This is a genomic window from Pedobacter psychrodurus (genome assembly GCF_004331735.1).
Classification (GTDB): Bacteria; Bacteroidota; Bacteroidia; order Sphingobacteriales; family Sphingobacteriaceae; genus Pedobacter; species Pedobacter psychrodurus.
In genome coordinates this window covers 377,251-400,906 of sequence record NZ_SJSO01000002.1, presented here as the reverse complement: position 1 = coordinate 400,906, position 23,656 = coordinate 377,251, and the positions used below count along the sequence as shown (strand labels likewise).

The window sequence follows — 23,656 nt, the reverse complement described above, 5'->3', positions numbered from 1 at the left end:
TCCTTTTAATTATCGAGTTTTCAACGATTGGTTTAGTAAGTGTACTCTCCATTCAATCCTTCTCTCATTCTATAATTCAATCCTTCAATTAATCCCTCCAAAGGTAAGGAAATAACAATAAAGACGTTGCCACCATGAGCACATTCACCACAAGCAACATCGCTATTTCATCGTAACTATTCTCCCAAGGCAGGCCATCAACCGCATTTTTAGCCAGTTTAATCAACAAGATCAGCACCGGAATAATGATAGGAAAGCTTAAAATAGCCATCAACATTCCACCGTTTCCAGCTTTACTTGCAATAGCCGAAACCATTGTAAATACTGTAGAAAAACTGATACTGCCCAATACCACGGCAACGTAATACATCACTAAATCGGGTGGGGTAAAAGAATCGAAAACTAGTGTATAAAAACCTAAAGCAATTGTGGTTAGCACCAACATTAGGAGTGTATTGTAAACTGTTTTAGAGATTAAAACTGCAGCTGGACTTGCCAAAATGTAACTGTACAACTGCTGGCCTTTGGTTTCTTGCAAAAAACTTTTTGATACGCCATTGATTGAGGCAAAAAGCATGATAATCCAAAATAAGGCATTCCATGTTAATTTATCGCCCAGGCTAACAAAAGAGAGGTAACAAGTAAAAATGGTAGAAACCACGTAGAGCAATACACCGTTAATGGTATATTTGGAGCGCCACTCTAACAATACTTCCTTGTGAATTAAATATTTAACCTCTTTGGCCAATTGCATAACCGCAAAGATACTTTTATTGATAAATATTGCACGCTTAAATTGTTGTATTGTTGTAATTTTGTTTGAAGTTTAGACGGCAGAAAAAAGTTTGAACCACAGATGAAGAGGATAAACAAGATGGCATTTTTTCGTAGCAACACAAATGAGATTACAGATTCTAAAAGTCTAAATTAGGTGCGGAAGACAAAAAAACAAAAAAATGTGCACAACAATCTGTGTTCATCTGTGAGAATCTGTAGTTAAAGTAATTATGATATGAACTACGCGTCAGTTATAGAATCGCCAGTTGGCAAAATAACCATCTTAGCTGATGAAGAATTTGTGCAAGTAGTTACTTTTGCAGAAAAGGATATTACGGGATTGTTGAAAAACGAGCTTACGGTAAAGGTAGTCAATCAGTTAAATGATTATTTTAAGGGTAATTTAAAGAATTTCGACTTCCCAATGAAACAAAAAGGAACTGAATTTCAGCAGGAGGTTTGGCAGAATTTATTGAACATACCTTTTGGTGAAACTACTTCCTATGCCAAATTTTCTTCACATCATCCGTTAGCGATCAGGGCTATTGCTGCTGCAAACGGAAAAAACAATATTGCCATTGTAGTTCCCTGCCACAGGGTAATTGGCAGTAATGGTAAATTGGTTGGTTATGCAGGTGGTTTATGGCGTAAGCAATGGCTGCTGCAACACGAACGTGAAGTTGCACAAAAAGGACAAACAGAATTAAAATTTTAAAACCATATTTTTCTTTGCAGATGAATACAGATCAAGCCGAAACAGCTAAAAATTATATAAAAGCTATCCGTTTAATTAATATTGAGGATGACAAATGCACTTTTGAAGTGGGTAGAATCCCAATCCGCCAGCATATTAATGCGAATTATTTTTTCGCCCAAACCGATGTATCCACTTTAGAGAAAATCCCACATCCAGCACCAAGACGTCAATATGTAATTACACTTAAGGGCAAACTCCGGTTTACAGTAAGCAATGGCGAGACTTTTATCATTGAGCCGGGGATTATCCTCATTGCCAATGATACAGCCGGAGAAGGGCACACCTGGGAAGTTATAGAAGGCAATGAATGGGAAAGAATTTATATTCCCCTGGAAGATGATACCAACGATTATTTTACAGTAGATTAAGATCCTCAAAACCAAGATCAGGGCAAATCCGTAAATCATATCAAAACCCTTTGATATGACCAAAACGATCTGCTCACTCCTATTTATTTTTTTAACCCACCTGCCCATAGAAAAAAATGTTCCCGTGGCCAAATTAGATTTAAAAAAATACGCTGGAACTTGGTACTCATTATATTCTATCCCAACCATTTTTGATAAAGGGAGCCGCGAAACAACAACCAGCTATTCCTTGAATAAGGAGGGCTATTACAATGTTACTACCACTTATAAAAAGCAAGGAGATAACAGGGTTTATTCCAGAAGTTCGAAAATGTTTCCATCAGATGATGCAGATAATGGAGAGTTACAGGCACAGTTTATCTGGCCGATAAAGGTTGATTACTGGATCATCGAACTGGCAGATGATTATTCATATGTGGTGGTGGGACACCCCGATCATAAATTTTTGTTCATCATGAGCCGTAATCAGACTATGCCGAAGAAAACCCACGATGAAATTGTAACAAGATGTAAGGCAAAAGGATATGATGTGACTAAATTAACCTCCCAGTTGCACGAAAAGGCTTAAGCTTTAATTTTTTCGCCGCGTTTAACGCTAAAAAGCATAAATACAACGCCTACTAAAAGGACAATCCATCCCCATTGGAAATGAACAACTTTACCGATAAGCTTATTGGCGAAGCCATATTTGGTATAATTATTTGCAGTAAAATAAACAGCAACTACCGCTAAAACATACCAGATAGCCATTACAAAACTCATAAACCTAAAGGCACCTACTTTTCTGATGAAGAGAACCAATACCGAAATGGCGATAATGGCATAAGTGATCATAAACAAACGCGCATCAGATTGATACAAGTTCCAGTTGCCCTTAATCGGCACTTTTAATATTGGGCAGAAACCTGCAATAACGCATAACAAAATGCCTAACCAAGCTCTGAATTTATTTAGTATTAACATAGTTAAAGATGATTACATTGATTTCACTGATTGATTAATAGCTAACTTGCTCTGCATTTTTTCAAAAACTCCAAACTCCAAACTCCAAACTCCAAACTCCAAACTCCAAACTGATTACTGCCCTTCAATAATCCCCATCTTATCTGCAAAGTGGGCACAGTAATCGCGTAAATCTTCAACAATCAAAGTTTCGTTTGTGGCTTTTAAAAAGCTATCGCCCATGGTTTGCAAAGTTTCGTAGAAAAAACGTTTCATCTCATCAACAGGCATATCTTTTGTCCAAAGATCTATCTTTAATGTATTTTTATAATTATGGTCCCAAACCGATAAAAACATCGCCTTTGCAGGCACTTTATCAGCGTTTCCAGAATCTGTACTCTCCCAAAGTATGTTATCTGGGTTATTGCCTTCATCTAACTCAACAGTTATTTTTATTTCTGCTTTTTTCATATTAATATTGATTTCATCGATTTAACAGATTACTCCGATTTAGATCGACTAATTTTTCCGGATGCAAAGATGCTTAATATTAGTTTTACTTCATCGTAGCCTTACACTACTTTTTGTAATATTAACATCAAGATTGCAGCAATGAAGATGAAAATCAACTCTATTACCCAAATACGTTTAATATCTTTTAAAGTGAATCGGAAAATCAAATCAGTAATAAAAGTAACAAGAATTAAGCACCCTAAAATGAATTTGTAAAAAGCGCTCAGATCAAAATGTTGACCAGCTGGCTTGCTTTGAAAAATACTAGCTACCAAAAATGCGAAAGTTAGTGCGGTAATAATATTTAAAGGGGTAATCCTAAGCTTCATTACTTTTTCTTATCGAATTTTTTACCTTTTTTAAAACTCTTTACCTGCTTGCCAGCCTTTGCTTTGGCTTTTTCTCTCACCTTTTTCTCTATCGCCGCAGCATGTTTTTTCTCGTGGAAAGCGCCTTTAAAATCAGGATCATCCTTGCGTTTCTGCATATCAATTTCTTTCGCAATATGTTGACGCTCCTCGTAAGGAGTTTCATCAATGAAAACACCTTCCGGAATTTCGGCTACAGGAATATATTGGCGGATTAATTTTTCGATCTTGCGGATATAATATTTTTCGGCATCAGTAGCAAAGGTAATCGCATCACCTTTGGCAAAAGCCCTACCGGTACGGCCAATACGGTGCACATAATCTTCGATAATGATGGGCACATCGAAATTAATTACATGGCTAACATCACTTACATCAATGCCCCTACTCGCAACATCTGTAGCCACTAAAACCCTGATATTTCCCTCTTTAAAGCTATTTATAGAGTTAATCCTTGTATTCTGTCCTTTGTTGGCATGGATTACACGAACATTTTCGGCGCCATACCTACGCTCAATAAAACTGTAAATGTTATCGGCAACGGTTTTTGTTTTACAGAAAATGATCAAACGGTTAAAAGCCTCATCATTCTTCAACAAATGCTGCAGCAAATTAATTTTTGTTTTGAAATTCGGAACGTAATATAAAGCCTGTGTTACGTTTGCAGCAGGAGTTGCTTGCGCAGATGCCTCAATCACAAGCGGATTATTCAAGAAATCGCCGGCAATTTTCTGTACTAAGTCGCTCATGGTTGCTGAGAACAACAAATTCTGACGTTTACGTGGAACAATTTCCAGAATCCGGTGAATAGAGCCAATAAAGCCCATATCCATCATTTTATCGGCTTCATCCAGTACCAAAAACTTTAAACTCTGGGTATTAATATCACCCGCCAAATATAAATCCAAAAATCTTCCAGGTGTAGCAATCAAAATATCAACTCCTTTTGCAATCTGTTCTTTCTGCGTTTTCGGACCGATTCCACCAAAAATCACTAATGAACGTAAATCCGTATAAGTAGAAAATAACTTTACCTGCTCTGCAATCTGCATTGCTAATTCGCGTGTTGGAGATAAAATCAGCGCCCTCGGATTATCACCCTGAGCATATTTTAATTGCATTAAAATTGGCAAAACAAAAGCAGCGGTTTTTCCTGTACCAGTTTCGGCGATGCCAAAAATATCCTGTCCAGATAACACTGGCGCAATTGCTTTTTCCTGTATCGGCGTGGCAACGGTGTAACCTGCATCGGCAACTGCATTTAAAATTTGCCTGTTTAACTTAAATTCTTCGAACGATTTTGCCATAGCGCACAAAGATAGTGATTAAGGTTGAGGGTTAGAAGGTGTAAGGCAGAAGGTTTCAATCCAATGCAAAATCTAAGCTTCTTTTTATCAGAATTAGGAATAAAGCAATTTCAGTAATTTTTCGGTTCTGGTAGTCCTGCTATCCGTTTTATCCCGATGAAAATCGGGATGCCCACTACTTTCAGGTTTATTTAACCTAAAACAGTAACGTTAAACTCAGCTCCTTACCTTTCATCCGCCAAATTAGCATGTCAAAATTCTCAAATCTATTTTTACCTTTGAAACCATGAATACTTACCTGATAAAAGCCGCCACAATTGTAAACGAGGGACAAAAAATTGTTGCCGATGTATTGATAAAAGATGGATTGATAGCCAAAATCGGTCAAAATCTATTTGCACCTGATGCGCAAGAAATTAATGCAGAAGGCCAATACCTTTTACCAGGGATGATTGATGACCAAGTCCATTTCCGCGAGCCAGGTTTAACCCATAAAGCCGATATTTTTACCGAAAGTATGGCCGCTGTAGCTGGAGGGATTACTTCTTTTATGGAAATGCCCAATACTGTACCCAATACTTTAACACAAGCTTTGTTGGCCGATAAATATGAAATTGCAGCGCAAACCTCACTGGCCAATTATTCATTTTATATGGGTGCCAGTAACGACAATATTGAAGAGGTTTTAAAAACCGATCCTAAAAACGTTTGCGGAATTAAGGTTTTTATGGGTTCATCAACAGGAAATATGTTGGTTGATAACGAAAAAACTTTAGAAAACATCTTTAGTAAAGCACCAATCTTGGTAGCTACACATTGCGAGGATGAAGCAACCATCCGCCATAATCTTGCCGAATTTAAAGCCAAATATGGTGAAGATTTAACAATAGAGATGCACCCTTTGATTCGCAGTGCTGAGGCTTGTTATAAATCTTCATCACTAGCGGTCGAACTGGCAAAAACTTATCAAACCCGTTTGCATATTCTACATATTTCTACGGCAAAAGAAATCGCGCTTTTTGATCATATTACACCTTTAAAGGATAAAAAAATAACTGCCGAAGCTTGCATACACCACCTTTGGTTTAATGATAAAGATTATGCTTCAAAAGGAAATTTCATCAAATGGAACCCAGCAGTAAAAACCGAAGATGATCAAAAAGGGGTGCTTAAAGGCCTTCTTGAAGATTACATTGATGTAATTGCTACAGATCATGCGCCACATACATTGGAAGAAAAACAGCAGCCTTATTCGCAAGCTCCATCTGGTGGCCCGTTGGTACAGCATGCTTTACCAGCATTGCTGGAAATGCATTTACAGGGTAAAATCTCTTTAGAGAAAATTGCTGAGAAAACAGCGCATAATCTGGCTATCTGTTTTGACATCGAAAAACGTGGTTTCATCCGTGAAGGTTACTGGGCAGATTTAGTGCTGGTAGACCTGAAAGATTCATGGAAAGTAACCAAACTTAATAATTTCTACAAATGCGGCTGGAGCCCCTTTGATGGAGATAATTTCCAAGCCAGCATCACACATACCTTTGTTTCAGGCAATTTGGCTTATCAAAATGGCAAATTTACGACCGATCAGATTGGTAAACGCCTAACTTTTGCACGATAGATTTGTTATATTTGTTTAGCTTAATGAATTAGCAATGACAGATTTACAGTTATTTTCGGAAATTTCTTCCCTCCCTTCAAACATGAAGAAGGAGGTTTCGGATTTTGTTATGTATCTAAAAGAAAAAGCAAAACATGTAAACCCTATCGCTAAAGTTGAGGAGCCTACAGTAAAATATGGCACTAAATTGTCAGATATTTTACTGAATGGACCTGTCTTTTCTGAAGAGCAAATACTAAAGATCGAAGAAACAAGAAAATCAATAAATGAATGGCGGATCAAATAATAATGGTTGATACATCTATTTTGATTGATTATTTCCGTAAAAAAGACAAATCAAAAACAAGACTGCTCGCTTTATCTAAAAAATCTGAAAACTTATGCATTTCTAGCATAACTGAATTTGAGATTTTTACTGGGGCAAGAGGAGAACAAATTGGTTTCTGGGAAACAATGTTAACCAATTTCATTATTTTCCCATTTGATAGTGATGCAGCTTTGGCAGCCGTAAGCATTCAAAATAATCTTAAAAAACTTCGCAAAAGCATCGATAAGGCAGATTTATTCATTGCAGCAACAGCAATTGCACACAACTTATCATTCGATACACTTAATCAAAAACATTTTGAAAAAATTGAAGGTTTGAAATTACTTTAAAGATGACAATTTTCAATCCCCAAATCGAAGAAAGAACAACAATAGAACTTCTACTAATTGTAGGCGCTCCTGATGAATGGAATGAATCCGCTATAGAACAGGCCCAACTAGAGTTAACCTTAAGAAAAGTTAATGAATCACAGATTAAACAGGCCAAACACCTATCAAAACAAAAGGTTAGATTAGAAGATCTAAAAAAAGAGAAAGAATCTTATTCCTTTTTGGACTTTATCTTTGAGCCAAGTACTTTTATAGAAGTTCTAGTTTCATGGGAATTAAGGAAAGATGGATACCTTAGAAAAGCAGACCAACAAAAATGGCTAAGGCCAATATTCATATTGGTGATTATTATGATGATTATTGTTCTTAGCTTATAATATAGATGCAAAAAAGTAAATCTATCTATTCAAAATTTATTGCGGTTCTAGTAATTGCTATACTCATTTACCTCTTTGATTTTTACCCTGGTCTGGTCCAAAAATATTATTCCATAGGCTTTTACCTTTATATTTCTTCAACATTAAGATTTATATCATCCATCTTCCCTTTTGCCATCGGCGATATCATTTATGCTTTATTGATTGGTTTTGTACTTTACAAAATCGTGAGGTTTTATAAACAACGAAAATCGCTAAAAAGGACCGACAGGATTCTTGTTCCCTTACAAGTCTTCAACTTCTTCTTGATTCTCTATATCATATTCAAAATGGTATGGGGCTTAAATTACAGTCGACCTAGTGTTAGCAAAGAGTTGGGTATAGGTAATGAAAAATATAACGTTAAAGAATTGGTTCTTCTTGGCGACTATTTCGTTCAAAAAACCAATGATCTAAAACTGAAACAAAGCAAAATCCCAGTTTACACGATCAATGAACTGGAATCAAAATCGGCAGAAGCTTATGCGTTGATGGCACAAAAAAATCAATTATTTAGCTATCAAAACCCTTGTTTAAAATCGGTTTTAAATTCCTGGATGATCAGTAAAATTGGGATTGAAGGCTATTACGCCCCGCTTTCTGGTGAAGCCAATATGAATATGAATTTGCCCGACTTCGTAAAACCTTATGTGAGTTGCCACGAAATCGGACACCAACTCGGTATTGCTTACGAAGATGAGGCTAATCTTTTGGGTTATCTCACGGCAAGCAACAGTCCTGATGTGAACTACCAATATTCTGCCAATTATGAAATGCTGCGGTATATTTTGTTTGAGATCAGAATGAAATCTCCTGATGATTATAAATTACTTTATTTGAAACTCTCACCACAGGTTTTAGCCGATTTTAAAACCGAAAAGGAATTTTGGCGAAAATACAATGGCGATATGTTCGGTTATATGGATGCCGCTTTCGATAGTTTCTTAAAATTGAACAACCAGAAAAAAGGAATCGATAGCTACCAGGATATCGTGATTTGGTTATGGAATATACATAAGTCGGAGGTCAGAAAGACCGAAGTCAGAAGATAAACAGTAGAACTTCCATCATCCCTGTTACATCTTATCCGTGAATAGCTTCTCTGTTTCCGAAACTCTGAATCAATTCTCCTTCAAAATCTAACCATTCTTTCCAGCGTTTATCCACATCTACATCGGTGCTGTATTTACGTGCAAAATTTAAAAATGTGGTGTAATGCCCAGCTTCAGAAACCATTAGCTCATGATAAAACTTGGCCAGTTCCTGATCTTTTATATTTAACGAAAGTACCCTGAAACGCTCACAACTTCTGGCTTCAATCATTGCCGCAAACAAAAGCCTATCGATAAAAGCCATATTCCGGCTTCCGTCTTTTTTGCTAAACTTTACCAAACGGCCCACATAATCGTCCTTACGCTCCCGGCTTAAGGTGTATCCCCGTTTTTTAATAATTTCAATTACCATCTGAAAATGCTGCATTTCTTCAATTGCAATAGCCGTGAGTTCATCTACCAGATCCTGATATTCAGAATTTTGGGTAATCAACGTAATGGCATTGGTTGCCGCTTTTTGTTCGCACCAGGCATGATCAGATAAAATTTCCTCTAAATTAGATTCTGCAATATTTGCCCAACGTGGGTCTGTTAATAATTTTAATCCTAACATCTGATGCTTTGTAATTGAGCTGCAAAATTAGGAATATTTAACATACGTTTAATATCTCCCGCAGATTTAAAAGATTGTGCAGATTTTACATTTCACTCCGCGAAAATCACATTTATCTGCGAGAGCCAAAAAAAAAGAACTTATTTTGCAGGTAAATGAATACAAGCGCTAAGAAATTATTAATTATTGGATTTGTCTGGCCCGAACCCACTTCATCGGCAGCAGGCACAAGGATGATCCAATTGGTTGATTTATTTCTTTCTAAAGGTTATCAAATCACGTTTGCGTCTGCTGCGTCGAAAAGTGATTTCAGTTATGATTTTAACAGGAATGGTGTTGTAGAGCAACAAATCAAGCTGAATGACGAGAGTTTTAACGTATTTCTAAAAGAATTAGCCCCAGAAATGGTATTGTTCGACCGTTTTATGGTAGAAGAACAATATGGTTGGCGGGTTCAGCAGGAATGCCCCGATGCCCTTAGAATTTTAGATACTGAAGATTTGCATTGCCTAAGAAGCGCCCGTCAACAAAGTGACAAGAAAAAACAAGCCTTAGATTTATTCTCAGATACCGCTAAAAGAGAAATTGCTTCGATTTTACGCTGCGATTTATCCTTAATGATTTCGGAAGTAGAGATTGGTATTTTGAAAACAAAGTTTAAAATTGATCCTTCACTCATTTATTATTTGCCCTTTCTTGAAGACGAAATCGATCAGCAGACTATCGAAAACTGGATTCCATTTGATGATCGAGCAGATTTTGTTTTCATTGGCAACTTCCTTCACGAACCCAACTGGAATACCGTACAGGTTTTAAAAACGGAAGTCTGGCCTTCACTCCGTAAAATACTTCCAAATGCGCATTTGAATATATATGGTTCTTATGCATCTCAAAAAGTTTTGCAGTTGGATAACAAAACTGAAAAATTCCTGATTAAAGGAAGGGCCCAAGATGCGAAAGAGACCATTTCAAAACATAGAATATTGCTCGCCCCTATTCAATTTGGCGCAGGTGTAAAAGGTAAATTTATCGATGCCATGCAGGTGGGTACCCCATCGGTTACCACCTCCATTGGTGCGGAAGCCATGAAAGACAAATTAGATTGGAACGGCAGCATCCAAGATGATCTCGAGCTTTTTATCGAAGAAGCTGTAAAACTTTATCAAGATAAAAGCGCCTGGCAAATTGCACAACAGCATGGTGTCGAAATCATTAACCAGAGATATTCAGCCAAATATTTTGCCGATCCATTCATTAAAGAAGTTGAAAGATTGGCCTCAAATTTAATTGCACACAGACAAAATAATTTTTTCGGACAGATTTTAAATCACCACACCGTACAAAGTACAAAATATATGAGTTTGTGGATCGAGGAGAAGAATAGGAAATAGTCTGAAGTCCAAAAGTCGGAGGTTCGAAGATATAGAGTTTAAAAGCCTGTATATCAAAACAAGTTTTTCTTTCAAAGATCAATACACTTAATACACCAGCCTTTGTTCAATAAACCTGATGGTACGGATGCCGATCCTTCAATCGGCAGGAGCGACAGCAGGGCTGCTGCAACCGAAGAATTACAGAACCCTTCATTTCCTAATTATAATTCAAAACAATAAAGAATGAGAAAATGAACTTTAATCTTTACAACATTAAAACATTTCCATCCTAAAACCTTACAACATTATTGTAAATTTGCAGCCATGGCAAAAATATCAATTAACCTTGCTACAGGTTCGTTTCAGAAAGAAGAAATTATTGTTGGAATAGATTTAGGTACAACCAATAGTTTGGTGGCGTTTATCAATCCAGATAAGAATCCTCAGGTAATTAACGATGCAGGTAAAGGGATATTGGTACCATCTGTGGTATATTTTAACAATCAGAACGAAGCCATTGTAGGTAACGAGGCGAAAGAATTTTTAACCACAGATCCTTCAAATACCATTTTTTCAGTAAAAAGATTACTTGGTCGCTCTTACAAAGATGTAGCGGAACATGCAGCTATTTTCTCTTACAAAATTATAGACGACGATAGCGATGCTTTGGTAAAAATACATGCCGGCGATCGTTTCTATACACCGATCGAATTATCAGGAGAAATTTTGAAAGAGCTTAAAGCAAGAGCAGAACATGCTTTAAAAACACCTGTTAACAGGGCTGTAATTACTGTTCCGGCATATTTTAACGATAGCCAGCGTCAGGCTACAAGGGATGCCGGAAAACTGGCAGGTTTGGATGTAATGCGCATTGTAAACGAACCTACCGCAGCAAGTTTGGCTTACGGAATTGGTTTAGATCCATCGCAACAGAAAACCATTGCTGTTTACGATTTAGGTGGAGGCACATTTGATGTTTCCATTCTACAGATCCAGAACGGAATTTTTGAAGTTTTGGCCACAAATGGCAATACTTATTTAGGTGGTGATGATTTTGACCGCGCCATTTTAAACTATTGGTTGGAAAAAAATAATCTCGATGTAGCCGTAGTTGCCCAAGACAATATTTTGATGCAAACCCTACGCCTACAAGCTGAGGCTGCTAAAAAAGCACTATCTACCCAAAATCTATATAACGAACAGGTTGGCGAAATTTGGTGTACATTGGATAAACAAACTTTTGAGCAGTTAATTTCAGCAAAAGTTGAAGAAACCATTACTGCTTGTAAAAATGCATTAAAAGATGCAGATTTATCAGCCAGCGATATTGATGAAGTTATTTTAGTAGGCGGTTCTACCCGTACGCCTTATGTAAAACAGGCAGTAGAAAATTTCTTTGGTAAAAAACCTCAGGACAATATCAATCCTGATGAAGTAGTAGCACTTGGTGCAGCAATTCAGGCTGATGTTTTGGCCGGAAACCGTTCTGATATCTTGTTGTTAGATGTAACGCCACTTTCTTTGGGCATCGAAACCATGGGCGGTTTAATGGATGTAATTATTACCCGTAACAGTAAAGTACCTACAAAAGCTGGTCGCCAGTACACTACTTCAATAGATGGACAGGTAAATATGAAAATTTCTGTTTATCAGGGTGAGCGCGATTTAGTTAAAGAAAATAGAAAATTGGCTGAGTTCGACTTAAAGGGAATCCCTGCAATGCCTGCTGGTTTGCCTAAAGTAGACATCAATTTTTTACTGAATGCCGATGGAATTTTAACCGTTCAGGCGATAGAGTTACGTTCGGGTGTAAAACAAGAGATCGAAATTACGCCAAGTTATGGTTTAAGTGACGATACCGTAGAGAAAATGCTCCTTGATAGTATAGAACACGCTAAAAGTGATGTAGAACAACGTATGCTTATCGAAGCAAGAAGTGAAGGCGAGCAACTGCTTTATACCGCCGAGCGTTTTATCGAAAAACATGCTGAGCATTTAAGCGAAGTAGAAATTTCAGATACTAAAGCATACATTGAAGCTCTTAGAACGGCTTTAGCTACTCAAGAAAAGGATACGATTTTGAAAAAAGCAGACGAGCTGAATGAATTTACCCGTCCATTTGCCGAACGTGTAATGGATGCTGCAATTTCTACAGCGATGAAAGGCAAGAAGATAGAGTAACCAGTTGGCAGTTTTCAATTGCCAGCTTACTGCTACAGTTACCAGTAGTTAGTTTTGGGCCAGAGATCGTCATGCCGGACATGTTTCTATAGATACGTCATTCTGAACTTGTTTCAGAATCTTTTCCAGGTATAACCAATTGAGCTAATATGATCTTATATTCCTTATATAGTTCAAATCAGCTTAAGATCTTCATTCCGAACTTTTTATTTGGAAAGCAAAGACAAAGCTCTTCGGTTCCGATAGCCCCGCTTAACGCTTTACTTCGTTGCACTTCGTGTTCGCTTAAATCGGGTTTAGCTAACTTAGGTCAGTATAAAAAACTCAGGTTGCAGGGTGCATAAACTAAATGTTTAATATTTTCTTAACATACATCAAAAATGGCTAGCCCAGTATCCATTAACTTTGTTGAAATTATTTAACATTATGGAATTAGGTATCGGTATGTTTGGCGATTTGCAGATTAATGCAAAAGGAGAAATTCAACCCGCCCAACAAAGACTTCAAGAAATTATAGCAGAAATAAAACTAATGGACGAAGTTGGTTTAGACTTCTATGGCATTGGCGAACACCATCGCCCTGATTATGCCGTATCCAGCCCCGAAATCATATTAGCTGCTGCAGCCACCGTAACCAAAAACATTAAATTAAGCAGTGCCGTTTCGGTTTTAAGTTCTTCCGATCCGGTTAAATTGTATCAAAATTTTGCCACAATAGATTTAATTTCGAATGGCAGGGCCGAATTAATGGCTGGTCGTGGAAGTTTTATTGAATCATTCCCACTATTTGGATACGACCTTCAGGATTACGATCAACTTTACGAAGAAAAATTAGAGCTGCTCCTTAAAATAAACGCAGCGCCTAAAATCAGCTGGAAAGGTAAATTCAGACCAGAGCTGAACAATCAAGAAGTTTTACCCAGAGCCGTAAATGACAAGCTAAAAATATGGGTAGCCGTTGGTGGAACGCCAGAATCAGTGGAACGTGCTGGTAGATTAGGCTTACCTGTAATGTTTGCTATCATCGGTGGTCAGCCGATACAGTTTAAACCCCTTTTCGATTATTATAAAAAAGTTTATGAAGCTTATGGGCACGATATGAATAAATTTGAAGTAGGCGTACATATGCACACTTTGTTTGGCGAAAAAAGCAGTGAAATTGCAGATTACTACTATCCACTTTATTCTGCTCAGATGAACAGAATCGGTAAATCACGCGGTTGGGCACCTTATCAACGCAATCAGTTCGACGCTGGCAGAAACAGTAGCGGTGCTTTGATTATTGGCGATGTAAACGAATCAGTAGAGAAAATTTTGGCTATAGAAGAAACCTTTGGTTTAACCCGTTTCTCAGCCCATATGGACGTTGGTGGGCCTTCTCACATAGCTTTGATGAAATCAATAGAGTTATTCGGAAGCAAAATTGCACCAAAAGTGCGCGAGGCTTTAAAGAAATAAATTAAGCCTCGTTCTTTTTTCTAAAAATCTGTAAAAAAGAATAGATATAACAACCTATACAAATGGCAAATAAACTTTCTAACAAAGCGAAAACGATCATGATGGAGGTAAAAATTAGCGCTACATTATAATAATCAAATAAATATACCGCGGTAATCAAGAGGCAAAATCCAAAGCCTAAGGTTGCCGCGAACTTTTTTGGAGCAAGATCTTTCATTTTCGGCGAAAGCGAAAATGCATCAGCTATTTTAACAGCGATAAATTTCAACAAACTAAATTTACCTGACGTAAATGCCCTTGACGCGAAATCAAATATCAGGAAAACAATTGCCCAATAATTTGAAAACAGAATACAAGCAATTGCGATCACAGCAACCATAAAGGCAATAATCCTAACTACATTCTCATTTACTCGTTCTGCTGATATTGGGCAAGATAATTCCATATGGACAATTTTGATGTAAATTTAACGAATTAATTTAATGTGTATACAATCCAACAAAAAACCACCCCCAACCCCTCCTTGAAAATAAGGAGGGGAGCTGATTCACCTTGTAAAATTATATACAGCAAAAGGTTTATACCAACAACTAATCAGCACATTCTTATAATAAAGTATAACCAAAGAGTTCAAACTACAAATCTCAATAATGGGAATTGATCTTGCCTCAACAGTTCCTACTCCCCTCCTATTTTAGGAGGGACAAGGGGTGGTAAACGGAGCAAAAATTAATTTAAAAATAGTTATATTGAATCATGGCAATCCATAATCTTAAATATCTAAAAGATAAAAGAAAGGAGCTGAGAAACAATCTCACCCCTGCTGAGGCTACCATGTGGATGTATCTGCAAAATTCAAGACTTAATGGCAAAAAATTCAGACGCCAACACAGTGTTGGAAATTATATTTTGGATTTTTACTGCCCATCAGAAAAATTGGCTATTGAAGTTGATGGCAATAGTCATGATGATTATTCAGCAGAAATATACGACAAAGAACGAACTGATTTTTTAAACAGCAAGGGAATTAAAGTAGTCAGATTTGATAATATTGAAGTTTTCGAATCTGAAGAACTGGTTTGTGAAGCCATCAAAAATCATTTTAAAAACAAATGACTAATAACCACCCCCAACCCCTCCTTGAAAATAAGGAGGGGAGCTAATTCATTTGGTGAAAATTTAAATAAAGCAACAGGTTCAAACTATAAACCTTAATACCATAAGCTAACCTTGCCTCAGCACATCCTGTTCCCTCATATTTAGGAGGGAAAAGGATGATAAGAGCGTTACCTCAACTCATTCGCAAAATTTTCCGTACCCAATAGAAATACATTCTTATATTTAGTAAAGTAAAATTACGCACTACCAGATATAGAATGGATAATTCCGAAAAATTAAACCTGCTATTAATTAAGCTAGAGAACCTTTTGCTCAGGCAACAAGGCTTTGAAGCCGAAATTCAAGCTTTAAGAAATGAGGTTATGGCGCTGCAATCGCCAGGCTCAGCACCTATTTCCGCAACAATAAATCCTGAACCAACAATTGCACCTCCACCAAGAAATACACCACCAGGTATTGTTGCACAACAAGCTGGCCCACCTCAACCTATCCCTGCACCTATTCCATCTCCTGCAAACCCAGCACAGCCTAATTTTGCTGACAGATTTAAGCGTGAAAACATGGTTAAATCTGATTTCGAGAAATTTATCGGCGAAAACTTAATCAGCAAGATTGGAATCCTGATTTTAATTATCGGTGTGGCCATTGGTGCTAAATATGCCATTGATCACGATATGGTTAGCCCACTTACAAGGATCGTATTGGGTTATGCCATTGGAGCTGGTTTAATGGCTTTTACCATAAAGCTTAAAGTTAAATACGAAAATTTTTCTGCCGTTTTGCTTAGTGGTGCGATTGCCATCATGTATTTTATAACATATGCTGCCTACGATTTCTACGCCTTGATTCCGCAGGCATTGGCCTTTGCTTTAATGGTTGTATTCACCTCATTTACCGTTGTTGCAGCCATTAAGTACAACAAACAGGTTATTGCCCATATTGGCTTAGTTGGTGCTTATGCTGTCCCTTTTTTACTGAGCGATGGTTCTGGCAAGGTTGGCGTTTTGTTTACCTACATGGCCATTATCAACATCGGGATCCTGATACTCAGTTTCAAAAAATACTGGAAACCTCTATTCTATGCATCTTTTGGCTTAACATGGATTATCTTTTCCGCCTGGCGGTTGGATTTAAGCAACACGAACAATTACTTTAGTATTGCGCTACTATTTTCCACCATATTTTTCCTCACTTTTTACATCACCAATCTGGCTTATAAAGTAAGTAAAAAAGAAATCTTTGGCTTCAGCGATGTCGTAATCTTACTTTTAAATTCATTCGTATACTACGGAATAGGTTATCTAATATTATCCGATGATAAAAACAGCACTGAATTATTAGGCTTATTTACGTTGGCGAATGCCGTAATCCATTTTGTGGTGAGCTTAATTATTTACAAGAAAAATCTTGCAGATAAAAACCTTTTTTACCTCATCTTGGCAATGGTGATTACCTTTATTACCATGGCTGTTCCTGTTCAGTTAGATGGCGGTTGGGTAACTATTTTCTGGGTTGTAGAAGCCGCTGTACTATTCTATTTAGCACGGGTGAAAAAGATATTTATTTACGAAAAACTATCCTTTCCATTACTATTCCTGGCCTTTTTCAGCTTGCTCGAAGATTGGATAACCTATTATGATATCTATAACGGAAATGCAACCGTAATCACACCAATCCTTAACGTTGGCTTTTTAACCGCATGTATATTTATTGCCTGCTTTTTCTGGATGTTTAGCATCAGCAAAAAAGAAAGTGAAGAACCAGTAGCATGGATCTGGATGAGGCAGATACTCAGTTACTCTATTCCTGCTATTTTGGTTTTTGTAATCTACATTACCTTTAGAATCGAGATTTCTAAATACTTTAACAACCTTTTCGAGCTCAGCAAGATTAACCCTAATCCAAAAACAAGGTTTTACGATTCAATTAGTGAATACAACTATAATTACCAGACTTTAAAAACAACATGGATTTATATCTACACCCTATTTTTTGCTTCAGCATTAAGCTATTTGAACATTAAAAAGCTAAAAAACAGTGAACTCGCTATCGCTAACCTTATTGTTAACATCTTGGTTATCGTAACGTTTCTAACTTTCGGACTTTATAACTTAAGCGAGCTTAGGGATACCTATTTACTTCCTGAAAGTAAATATTTCATTATTGGCCCATTTAATATAGGTATCAGGTATGTGGCAATCGCTTTTTTTGCTTTAATGGTTGTACAATGCTACCAGCTGCAACGTTCGGGGTTATTGATAAAAGATTTGAAAATCATGTTCGATTACCTACTTTATCTTTCCCTGTTATGGATCATCAGCAGCGAATTGATCAATATTTTAGAACTATCACACTCAGAAGGAAGTTATAAACTGGGTTTGAGTATTCTTTGGGGTATCTTTTCATTATTCTTAATTAGTATGGGCCTGGCCAAAAACAAAAAACACTTGCGCATTGGGGCAATGGTTTTATTTGGAATAACATTGATCAAACTTTTCTTTTACGATATCTATTCTCTAAGCACAATCTCCAAAACCATAGTTTTTGTGTCGTTGGGGGTGTTATTGCTCATCATTTCTTTCCTTTACAATAAATACAAACATTTAATTATAGATGATGTTAAAGCTGAAAATTAAACTATTTACTCTACTTCTATTTTGTGCCAGCATCACAAATGCACAAACCAATACCTACAAATTTAAGCGGAGTATAACCGGCATTAATACGGTTTGGCATAAAATGGCGCTGCCAGATGATTTATATAAAAAAGCAAATGCAGGTTTCGAAGATTTAAGGATTTTTGGCATTAATGGAAAAGATACCGTAGAAGTTCCTTACTTATTAAAACAGCGTGCTGATAAGGTAACTACAAATGATATTACATTTAAACCGATTAACCAAAGCACCAATACAAATGGTTATTATTATACTTTTCAATCGCCAGGAATAAACTTAATTAATCAGATTAAGCTGGCTTTTAAACAAGAAAACTTCGATTGGAAAGTTGCCCTCGAAGGCAGTAATGACAACAAAGAATGGTTTTCGATCTTAACTGACTACAGAATTCTTTCCATCAAGAATAACGATACGGATTACCAGTTTACCAAATTGAATTTTACAGATTCGAAATATCAATATTTTAGAATTGCAGTAAAAAGCCCAGTACAGCCCGAACTATTGGAAGCAAAAATTTCGAAAACTGATACCATAAAGGGAACCTATCAGGAGGTTAAGTATCAATCTTTCAACCTTAAAAACGATGTATCTAAAAAAGAAACAATTATTGATGTAACCTTAGCTAATCCCTTTCCCCTGTCCAATTTAAAGTTGAATGCACAAAGCGATTTCGATTTCTACCGTTCCATCAAAATTGAATATGCAACAGACAGTTTTAAAACCGATAAAGGCATACAGTACAATTATGCAAATCTTTATGAAGGCACAATAAGTTCTTTGGAAGAACCAACATTCAATTTTGTAAATACCATTGCTTCCAGATTAAAAATTATTATTCAAAACAATGATAATAAGCCATTACGTTTAAACGGCTTACAGTTAAAAGGAAATATTTATGAAATTATAGCCCGGTTTGATGATCAAAAAGACGAATATGCTTTATATTATGGCAATGAAAAGGCTACTGGTCCGGTTTATGAAATAGAAAAATTTGAAAGTAAAATTCCAACTAATTTAACCAGCGTTAACATTGGAGCAGAACAGCAAAACCCTGCCTACTCCATTAAAACAGAAAAACCATTATTTGAAAACAAAGCATGGCTTTGGGTATTAATGGCAGTGATTATTGCACTACTGGGCTGGTTTTCATTTAAAATGTTGAGGAATTAAGATTACTTAAATTATTAGCTAAAAAAGTTATAAACAAACCATGAAGAACATTTTCCAACCCGCGGTAACTAGCGAAATTATTGAAAGAATTAACAAGCTTACCCCTACTACAACTCAACTTTGGGGTAAAATGAACGTTGCTCAGATGTTGGCACATTGCAATGTAACTTACGAAATGGTTTACGATGACATCCATCCAAAGCCAGGTCCAATAATGAAGTTTATCCTGAAAAAATTAGTCAAAAGCAAAGTGGTGAACGAGAAACCTTACCCTAAAAATAATCAGACGGCACCACAGTTTATTATTAAAGGTGAAAGAGATTTCGAAAAAGAAAAAATCCGTTTAATTAATTACATCACTCAAACTCAGCAGCTTGGTGAAACCCATTTCGACGGCAAAAAATCGCATTCATTTGGTCCATTAGTAAAAACAGAGTGGAACAACATGTTTTATAAACACTTGGATCACCATTTAGCACAATTCGGGGCTTAATATCAGGCATGTAAACTGCAAATTATTGTCTAAATCACCCCCTTAAATCGTCACTTTTAAACCTTACACAGCATAAAAATCTTGCCTAACTTGTGGTAACAAAAAACTCATATAAAATGGCAAAACCACTTGTAACATGCCTTTGGTTTGACGGACAAGCTGAAGCAGCAGCAAAATACTATTGTACAGTTTTTAAAGATTCTAAAATTACGCAGGTTACTCCCATGGTAGTTACTTTCGAACTAAATGGAAATAAATTTATGGGCCTTAATGGCGGTCCGCAATTTAAGTTCGATGAGGCTATTTCTCTTATGGTAAACTGCGATAGTCAGGACGAAATAGACTATTATTGGGATACTTTCACAAATGATGGTGGCACAGAAAGCGTTTGCGGATGGTTAAAGGATAAATTCGGACTTTCGTGGCAAATTGTTCCATCAAACATTGGTGAACTTATGGCAGAGCCTGAAAAAGCAAAAAGAGTAATGGATGTGGTTATGCAAATGAAAAAAATCGACAAGAAAAAGCTCGAAGACGCTTAATTACATCCTATAAACCCCTGGCGGTATAAAGAAAATTTACTATATTCGGTTATATGAAAAGATTAACGATTTTAACCGCGTTAATCATCCCTATATTTCTTTGTACCTCTTGGGGTTTCTTTGCACATCAAAGGATAAACAACCTTGCCGTTTTCACTTTGCCATCTGATATGATTGGTTTCTATAAAAAGAATATCAAATACATTACCGAACATGCCGTTGATCCCGATAAACGGAGGTATGCCGATACTCTAGAGGCGCCTAGGCATTACCTCGATGTGGAAAATTACGAGAAAAGTATTGATAGTATTCCTAAAAAATGGGATGATGCCTTGGCTAAATACGGCCTGAAAAAACTGAACACTGATGGTATTATTCCCTGGCAAATACAGCGTAGCTATTATGGTTTAGTTAAAGCCTTTAAAATGCGTGATTCGGTAAAGGTTTTAAAATATTCTGCAGATTTAGGTCATTACATTGGCGATGCACATGTTCCATTACACACTACCGCCAACCATAATGGCCAACTCACCAATCAGGTAGGTATACATGCCTTTTGGGAAAGCCGTTTACCCGAATTATTTTCGACCAATTATAATTTTGTTGTTGGCAAAGCGGATTATATTGAGAACCCATTGCAAGAAATCTGGAAAATACTCAAACACACGCACAGTTTGGTTGATACCGTATTAACTTTCGAAGCTGAACTGAGCGCATCATTTCCTTCCGACAAAAAGTACAGCTTTTCTGAAAGGAATAATACTGTGCTTAAACAATACTCTACGGCCTATTCAAAAGCCTACCATATTAAAATGAATAACATGGTAGAAAAGCAAATGCGTGCTGCCATATTGAAAACGGGCTCATTCTGGTATTCTGCCTGGGTTGATGCAGGCCAGCCGGTGCTTAAAAACCTGGTTAAAACAGCGTTATTACCTGATGAGCAAAAAGAAAGTAATAAGGTAGAAAAGAATTATCAAAATGGTTCCCTAATTGGCAGGGAACTATAATTACGCCTTTGTATCCTCTCCTTCAATAATTGCCTCAATCTTTTTAGGCTGAAAACGACTTCTGACGGCTGCCCAGACGGCAGGAACAAAAGTTACCACAGCAATAAAAATAATAACCAGTTCGAAATTATTTTTAATTATCGGAATTTGTCCTAATAGATAGCCACCTAACAATAAGGCAAATATCCAGGCTACTCCACCAACAACGTTATAATAGGTAAAACGACCGAAAGGCATTTTGGCTATTCCAGCTACAAATGGTGCAATGGTTCTGAAAATTGGAAGAAATCTGCTTAGCATAATGGCCTTACCACCGTGTTTCTCGAAAAATTCGTGAGATTGATGATAATATTTAAGCTTCAAAATTTTGTTCTTTTCTTTAAATACGCCTGCACCTAAAAAACTCCCGAGTTTATAGTTAACTGTATTTCCTAAAATTGCCGCTACAATTAATATAACGAGCATAACCCAGATATTTAAACCAGTTTCGTGTTCACCTGCAATTAAAGCCCCCATTGCAAAAAGTAATGAGTCGCCAGGAAGGAAAGGTGTAACCACAAAACCAGTTTCGGCAAAAATGATCAGGAATAAAATGAGGTAAGTCCAGGTACGGTATTCGTTAACAATTTCAGCTAAATGTACATCTATATGAAGAATAAAATCTATGAGCTGCTGTAGTAATTCCATTTATCTAATTTTGGGCAAAAGTATGAATATCAAAGGGATTAAATGCTAGTATATTGCAATAAAATTAGTTGGCAGAAATGATTCGATTTTTAAGTTCTCCCTTTTTATCACCATCGAGTAATATGATATAAACTCTACCATTATTAATATTAAGCGAATCTAAGCGTGGTACCACAGGCGGTGGGTTTGTCGCAGTAGGGTTTGTTAATTTAAACGCAAATTTCATGTTTTTATTAACCTTAACCTTTAAAGTTTTACTAGCTCCATATGCAATTGTAGATTCGACAGGTTTGGCTGTATTAGTGCTATCCGTAATTACAACACTTGAGCTTAGCGTGTAACCAAGGTTTAAAAAAGTTAGCTTAGCTGAATCAAGATCTGGTTTTACATCATCAGTATAAACTTTCAATTTTGCCGGATCGCCAGTTTTTTCTTTATAATAAAAAATCGAATAATTCTGTCCAATTTTAAATGTTTGATCTGCTAATGAAGCTACATCAACACCAGTATTTATATTACGCGAAATTATATTGTAAGCAGCATCGCCTGCAACGACCACATAACTTGTATTGGTACCGTGAGCAACTGGTGTTCCTATTTGTATCCCATTTAAATAGAAAGTTTGGGTTGTATCAGTTGAAGCGGCTTGAAAAAATCTCACTTTAGCATCACCTTCAATTAAATTATCGTTTTTGATGCAAGAGCTGATTAAAACGGCAAGTGTAAGAAGAAGAAATATTTTAGGAAACAATACGCTGTTTTTCATAATTAATCGCTGATGCTAATAAAACGTAAAGATAGCAGAAAGCATATTAAACTTTGAAATTAATTATCGGTAATGATATGCGCTTCTAATGTTGCAGCCGTAATACCACTAAACCAAATGGTGTATATCTTCCCCCCTTCTAAAGCTGTACTTTGGATGGTTTTAACACTACCAGAACCCACTACATTATATCTTAAATTGAATCCCGTATCTACCGTAAAATAGCCAGACGCTTCCTTAAAAGCCAATCCGTTAACAAATTGTGTGCCCCCTTGCACCATAACGTTTATGCCTGTGGCAAAGCTAGGTGTCAGGTTAATCAGTTTTATTTTTGCTTTATCAGTCTCAATATTACTTAAGTTATCTTCATAACTCACTATTTCCATCTCGCCCTTTTTATTGGTAACCAAAAAAGTAGTGTACGTAATAGATGGTGTGAAGTTTAAAGAGGTATCAGTAGTTATATTATTTGTTCCGGAATACGAAACGCTTCTATTACCAGATGGTATTTTTACATAATCACTGGTTTCGCCAAAAGCTAAAGCTACAGTGGTTAGTTTCTCATTATCTAAATAAACATCCTGATTCACATTGGCCTGCGATGCATTGACCATTTTTACCTTGGCCTGGCCTTTAACTACTTCATCTGGATTATTCTTTTTACAAGATGATAGGCCTATACTATATAAGCCGGTGAGCAAAATCAGTGATTTAGAGAGATTGTTATAGATTTTCATTGCTTGTGTTAGTTTATTAAAAACAAAAATGGCTCGGTCAAAAACCAAGCCAT

At 36.6% G+C, this 23,656-nt stretch carries 26 protein-coding genes; 17 read left to right on the top strand and 9 right to left on the bottom strand.

The window, feature by feature from the left end:
* Positions 1 to 88: 88 nt before the first annotated feature.
* The gene (locus EZ456_RS03590) at positions 89 to 754 is read right to left on the bottom strand and encodes a heme exporter protein CcmB (RefSeq protein WP_108200712.1); all 666 of its coding nucleotides are present in this window, start codon (positions 752 to 754) and stop codon (positions 89 to 91) included.
* A gap of 258 nt (positions 755 to 1,012) precedes the next feature.
* On the opposite strand from EZ456_RS03590, the gene EZ456_RS03585 reads away from it, so the two are divergent.
* The 3 genes from EZ456_RS03585 to EZ456_RS03575 are packed head-to-tail and all read left to right on the top strand — an operon-like array spanning position 1,013 to position 2,470.
* Positions 1,013 to 1,492, top strand: a complete 480-nt coding sequence (locus tag EZ456_RS03585) for a methylated-DNA--[protein]-cysteine S-methyltransferase (protein WP_131527359.1) — start codon at positions 1,013 to 1,015, stop codon at positions 1,490 to 1,492.
* A 20-nt stretch (positions 1,493 to 1,512) separates the two neighbouring features.
* Complete coding sequence (locus EZ456_RS03580; protein ID WP_131527357.1) at positions 1,513 to 1,902, top strand: cupin domain-containing protein; 390 nt, start codon at positions 1,513 to 1,515, stop codon at positions 1,900 to 1,902.
* 55 nt (positions 1,903 to 1,957) lie between these two features.
* Entirely contained in the window at positions 1,958 to 2,470 is a 513-nt protein-coding gene (locus tag EZ456_RS03575) for a lipocalin family protein (protein ID WP_131527355.1), read from the top strand.
* Here the strand turns inward: EZ456_RS03575 and EZ456_RS03570 are convergent.
* The 3 genes from EZ456_RS03570 to EZ456_RS03555 all read right to left on the bottom strand — a co-directional run bounded on the left by EZ456_RS03570 (position 2,467) and on the right by EZ456_RS03555 (position 5,032).
* Entirely contained in the window at positions 2,467 to 2,865 is a 399-nt protein-coding gene (locus EZ456_RS03570; RefSeq protein WP_131527353.1) for a hypothetical protein, read from the bottom strand. The genes EZ456_RS03575 and EZ456_RS03570 overlap by 4 nt on opposite strands.
* Positions 2,866 to 2,979: 114 nt before the next feature.
* Positions 2,980 to 3,315, bottom strand: a complete 336-nt coding sequence (gene gldC / locus EZ456_RS03565) for a gliding motility protein GldC (protein ID WP_029275370.1) — start codon at positions 3,313 to 3,315, stop codon at positions 2,980 to 2,982.
* Between the two features lie 370 nt (positions 3,316 to 3,685).
* Positions 3,686 to 5,032: a DEAD/DEAH box helicase gene (locus EZ456_RS03555; protein ID WP_131527349.1), complete on the bottom strand. Its 1,347-nt coding sequence runs from the start codon at positions 5,030 to 5,032 to the stop codon at positions 3,686 to 3,688.
* Positions 5,033 to 5,318: 286 nt separating this feature from the next.
* On the opposite strand from EZ456_RS03555, the gene EZ456_RS03550 reads away from it, so the two are divergent.
* From EZ456_RS03550 to EZ456_RS03530, 5 genes are read left to right on the top strand one after another with little or no spacing between them, the layout of a single operon-like run.
* Positions 5,319 to 6,653: a dihydroorotase gene (locus tag EZ456_RS03550; protein ID WP_131527347.1), complete on the top strand. Its 1,335-nt coding sequence runs from the start codon at positions 5,319 to 5,321 to the stop codon at positions 6,651 to 6,653.
* 34 nt (positions 6,654 to 6,687) lie between these two features.
* Entirely contained in the window at positions 6,688 to 6,939 is a 252-nt protein-coding gene (locus EZ456_RS25245; RefSeq protein WP_205945014.1) for a hypothetical protein, read from the top strand.
* The gene (locus tag EZ456_RS03540) at positions 6,924 to 7,310 is read left to right on the top strand and encodes a type II toxin-antitoxin system VapC family toxin (RefSeq protein WP_131527345.1); all 387 of its coding nucleotides are present in this window, start codon (positions 6,924 to 6,926) and stop codon (positions 7,308 to 7,310) included. Before EZ456_RS25245 ends, EZ456_RS03540 begins: the two co-directional genes overlap by 16 nt.
* 2 nt (positions 7,311 to 7,312) lie before the next feature.
* Positions 7,313 to 7,687 carry a hypothetical protein gene (locus EZ456_RS03535; protein WP_131527343.1) on the top strand — a complete coding sequence of 125 codons (375 nt, stop codon included), beginning with the start codon at positions 7,313 to 7,315 and terminating at the stop codon, positions 7,685 to 7,687.
* Between the two features lie 5 nt (positions 7,688 to 7,692).
* The gene (locus tag EZ456_RS03530) at positions 7,693 to 8,778 is read left to right on the top strand and encodes a DUF3810 domain-containing protein (RefSeq protein ID WP_131527341.1); all 1,086 of its coding nucleotides are present in this window, start codon (positions 7,693 to 7,695) and stop codon (positions 8,776 to 8,778) included.
* A 31-nt stretch (positions 8,779 to 8,809) separates the two neighbouring features.
* Here EZ456_RS03530 and miaE read toward each other — a convergent pair whose 3' ends face one another.
* Complete coding sequence (miaE, locus tag EZ456_RS03525; RefSeq protein ID WP_131527339.1) at positions 8,810 to 9,391, bottom strand: tRNA-(ms[2]io[6]A)-hydroxylase; 582 nt, start codon at positions 9,389 to 9,391, stop codon at positions 8,810 to 8,812.
* A 155-nt stretch (positions 9,392 to 9,546) separates the two neighbouring features.
* Here miaE and EZ456_RS03520 point away from each other — a divergent pair, with 155 nt between their 5' ends.
* From EZ456_RS03520 to EZ456_RS03510, 3 genes are all read left to right on the top strand, one after another.
* Positions 9,547 to 10,782, top strand: coding sequence for a glycosyltransferase (locus EZ456_RS03520; RefSeq protein ID WP_131527337.1), 1,236 nt, complete (start codon positions 9,547 to 9,549; stop codon positions 10,780 to 10,782).
* A 306-nt stretch (positions 10,783 to 11,088) separates the two neighbouring features.
* Positions 11,089 to 12,945 (top strand): molecular chaperone DnaK, encoded by a 1,857-nt coding sequence (gene dnaK, locus EZ456_RS03515; protein ID WP_131527335.1) that lies wholly within the window; start codon positions 11,089 to 11,091, stop codon positions 12,943 to 12,945.
* Between the two features lie 426 nt (positions 12,946 to 13,371).
* The gene (locus tag EZ456_RS03510) at positions 13,372 to 14,403 is read left to right on the top strand and encodes an Atu2307/SP_0267 family LLM class monooxygenase (RefSeq protein ID WP_131527333.1); all 1,032 of its coding nucleotides are present in this window, start codon (positions 13,372 to 13,374) and stop codon (positions 14,401 to 14,403) included.
* 1 nt (position 14,404) lies between these two features.
* Here EZ456_RS03510 and EZ456_RS03505 read toward each other — a convergent pair whose 3' ends face one another.
* On the bottom strand, positions 14,405 to 14,848 hold the full coding sequence (locus tag EZ456_RS03505; RefSeq protein ID WP_131527331.1) for a DUF4395 domain-containing protein: 444 nt from the start codon (positions 14,846 to 14,848) through the stop codon (positions 14,405 to 14,407).
* A gap of 311 nt (positions 14,849 to 15,159) precedes the next feature.
* On the opposite strand from EZ456_RS03505, the gene EZ456_RS03500 reads away from it, so the two are divergent.
* The 6 genes from EZ456_RS03500 to EZ456_RS03475 all read left to right on the top strand — a co-directional run bounded on the left by EZ456_RS03500 (position 15,160) and on the right by EZ456_RS03475 (position 21,413).
* A complete protein-coding gene (locus tag EZ456_RS03500; RefSeq protein ID WP_131527329.1) occupies positions 15,160 to 15,519 on the top strand; it encodes an endonuclease domain-containing protein in 360 nt (119 codons plus the stop codon).
* Between the two features lie 260 nt (positions 15,520 to 15,779).
* A complete protein-coding gene (locus tag EZ456_RS03495) occupies positions 15,780 to 18,158 on the top strand; it encodes a DUF2339 domain-containing protein (RefSeq protein ID WP_131527327.1) in 2,379 nt (792 codons plus the stop codon).
* On the top strand, positions 18,139 to 19,368 hold the full coding sequence (locus tag EZ456_RS03490) for a DUF3999 family protein (RefSeq protein ID WP_165501228.1): 1,230 nt from the start codon (positions 18,139 to 18,141) through the stop codon (positions 19,366 to 19,368). The genes EZ456_RS03495 and EZ456_RS03490 overlap by 20 nt, the downstream gene beginning before the upstream one ends.
* Before the next feature lie 40 nt (positions 19,369 to 19,408).
* Positions 19,409 to 19,861, top strand: coding sequence for a DUF1569 domain-containing protein (locus tag EZ456_RS03485; protein ID WP_131527323.1), 453 nt, complete (start codon positions 19,409 to 19,411; stop codon positions 19,859 to 19,861).
* 116 nt (positions 19,862 to 19,977) lie between these two features.
* Complete coding sequence (locus EZ456_RS03480) at positions 19,978 to 20,403, top strand: VOC family protein (RefSeq protein ID WP_131527321.1); 426 nt, start codon at positions 19,978 to 19,980, stop codon at positions 20,401 to 20,403.
* Between the two features lie 53 nt (positions 20,404 to 20,456).
* Positions 20,457 to 21,413, top strand: coding sequence for a zinc dependent phospholipase C family protein (locus EZ456_RS03475; protein WP_131527319.1), 957 nt, complete (start codon positions 20,457 to 20,459; stop codon positions 21,411 to 21,413).
* On the opposite strand, the gene EZ456_RS03470 is transcribed toward EZ456_RS03475, so the two are convergent.
* From EZ456_RS03470 to EZ456_RS03460, 3 genes are all read right to left on the bottom strand, one after another.
* Positions 21,414 to 22,100, bottom strand: coding sequence for a DedA family protein (locus EZ456_RS03470; protein ID WP_131527317.1), 687 nt, complete (start codon positions 22,098 to 22,100; stop codon positions 21,414 to 21,416).
* Between the two features lie 64 nt (positions 22,101 to 22,164).
* Positions 22,165 to 22,866, bottom strand: coding sequence for a DUF4397 domain-containing protein (locus tag EZ456_RS03465; RefSeq protein WP_131527315.1), 702 nt, complete (start codon positions 22,864 to 22,866; stop codon positions 22,165 to 22,167).
* Positions 22,867 to 22,925: 59 nt separating this feature from the next.
* Positions 22,926 to 23,603: a DUF4397 domain-containing protein gene (locus tag EZ456_RS03460; RefSeq protein ID WP_131527312.1), complete on the bottom strand. Its 678-nt coding sequence runs from the start codon at positions 23,601 to 23,603 to the stop codon at positions 22,926 to 22,928.
* Positions 23,604 to 23,656 lie beyond the last annotated feature (53 nt).

Bases quoted from the DNA above. Each gene is read 5' to 3' on its own strand.
- EZ456_RS03590 (WP_108200712.1), bottom strand. From the start codon at position 754: ATGCAATTGGCCAAAGAGGTTAAATATTTAATTCACAAGGAAGTATTG.
- EZ456_RS03585 (WP_131527359.1), top strand. From the start codon at position 1,013: ATGAACTACGCGTCAGTTATAGAATCGCCAGTTGGCAAAATAACCATC.
- EZ456_RS03580 (WP_131527357.1), top strand. From the start codon at position 1,513: ATGAATACAGATCAAGCCGAAACAGCTAAAAATTATATAAAAGCTATC.
- EZ456_RS03575 (WP_131527355.1), top strand. From the start codon at position 1,958: ATGACCAAAACGATCTGCTCACTCCTATTTATTTTTTTAACCCACCTG.
- EZ456_RS03570 (WP_131527353.1), bottom strand. From the start codon at position 2,865: ATGTTAATACTAAATAAATTCAGAGCTTGGTTAGGCATTTTGTTATGC.
- gldC (WP_029275370.1), bottom strand. From the start codon at position 3,315: ATGAAAAAAGCAGAAATAAAAATAACTGTTGAGTTAGATGAAGGCAAT.
- EZ456_RS03555 (WP_131527349.1), bottom strand. From the start codon at position 5,032: ATGGCAAAATCGTTCGAAGAATTTAAGTTAAACAGGCAAATTTTAAAT.
- EZ456_RS03550 (WP_131527347.1), top strand. From the start codon at position 5,319: ATGAATACTTACCTGATAAAAGCCGCCACAATTGTAAACGAGGGACAA.
- EZ456_RS25245 (WP_205945014.1), top strand. From the start codon at position 6,688: ATGACAGATTTACAGTTATTTTCGGAAATTTCTTCCCTCCCTTCAAAC.
- EZ456_RS03540 (WP_131527345.1), top strand. From the start codon at position 6,924: ATGGCGGATCAAATAATAATGGTTGATACATCTATTTTGATTGATTAT.
- EZ456_RS03535 (WP_131527343.1), top strand. From the start codon at position 7,313: ATGACAATTTTCAATCCCCAAATCGAAGAAAGAACAACAATAGAACTT.
- EZ456_RS03530 (WP_131527341.1), top strand. From the start codon at position 7,693: ATGCAAAAAAGTAAATCTATCTATTCAAAATTTATTGCGGTTCTAGTA.
- miaE (WP_131527339.1), bottom strand. From the start codon at position 9,391: ATGTTAGGATTAAAATTATTAACAGACCCACGTTGGGCAAATATTGCA.
- EZ456_RS03520 (WP_131527337.1), top strand. From the start codon at position 9,547: ATGAATACAAGCGCTAAGAAATTATTAATTATTGGATTTGTCTGGCCC.
- dnaK (WP_131527335.1), top strand. From the start codon at position 11,089: ATGGCAAAAATATCAATTAACCTTGCTACAGGTTCGTTTCAGAAAGAA.
- EZ456_RS03510 (WP_131527333.1), top strand. From the start codon at position 13,372: ATGGAATTAGGTATCGGTATGTTTGGCGATTTGCAGATTAATGCAAAA.
- EZ456_RS03505 (WP_131527331.1), bottom strand. From the start codon at position 14,848: ATGGAATTATCTTGCCCAATATCAGCAGAACGAGTAAATGAGAATGTA.
- EZ456_RS03500 (WP_131527329.1), top strand. From the start codon at position 15,160: ATGGCAATCCATAATCTTAAATATCTAAAAGATAAAAGAAAGGAGCTG.
- EZ456_RS03495 (WP_131527327.1), top strand. From the start codon at position 15,780: ATGGATAATTCCGAAAAATTAAACCTGCTATTAATTAAGCTAGAGAAC.
- EZ456_RS03490 (WP_165501228.1), top strand. From the start codon at position 18,139: ATGTTAAAGCTGAAAATTAAACTATTTACTCTACTTCTATTTTGTGCC.
- EZ456_RS03485 (WP_131527323.1), top strand. From the start codon at position 19,409: ATGAAGAACATTTTCCAACCCGCGGTAACTAGCGAAATTATTGAAAGA.
- EZ456_RS03480 (WP_131527321.1), top strand. From the start codon at position 19,978: ATGGCAAAACCACTTGTAACATGCCTTTGGTTTGACGGACAAGCTGAA.
- EZ456_RS03475 (WP_131527319.1), top strand. From the start codon at position 20,457: ATGAAAAGATTAACGATTTTAACCGCGTTAATCATCCCTATATTTCTT.
- EZ456_RS03470 (WP_131527317.1), bottom strand. From the start codon at position 22,100: ATGGAATTACTACAGCAGCTCATAGATTTTATTCTTCATATAGATGTA.
- EZ456_RS03465 (WP_131527315.1), bottom strand. From the start codon at position 22,866: ATGAAAAACAGCGTATTGTTTCCTAAAATATTTCTTCTTCTTACACTT.
- EZ456_RS03460 (WP_131527312.1), bottom strand. From the start codon at position 23,603: ATGAAAATCTATAACAATCTCTCTAAATCACTGATTTTGCTCACCGGC.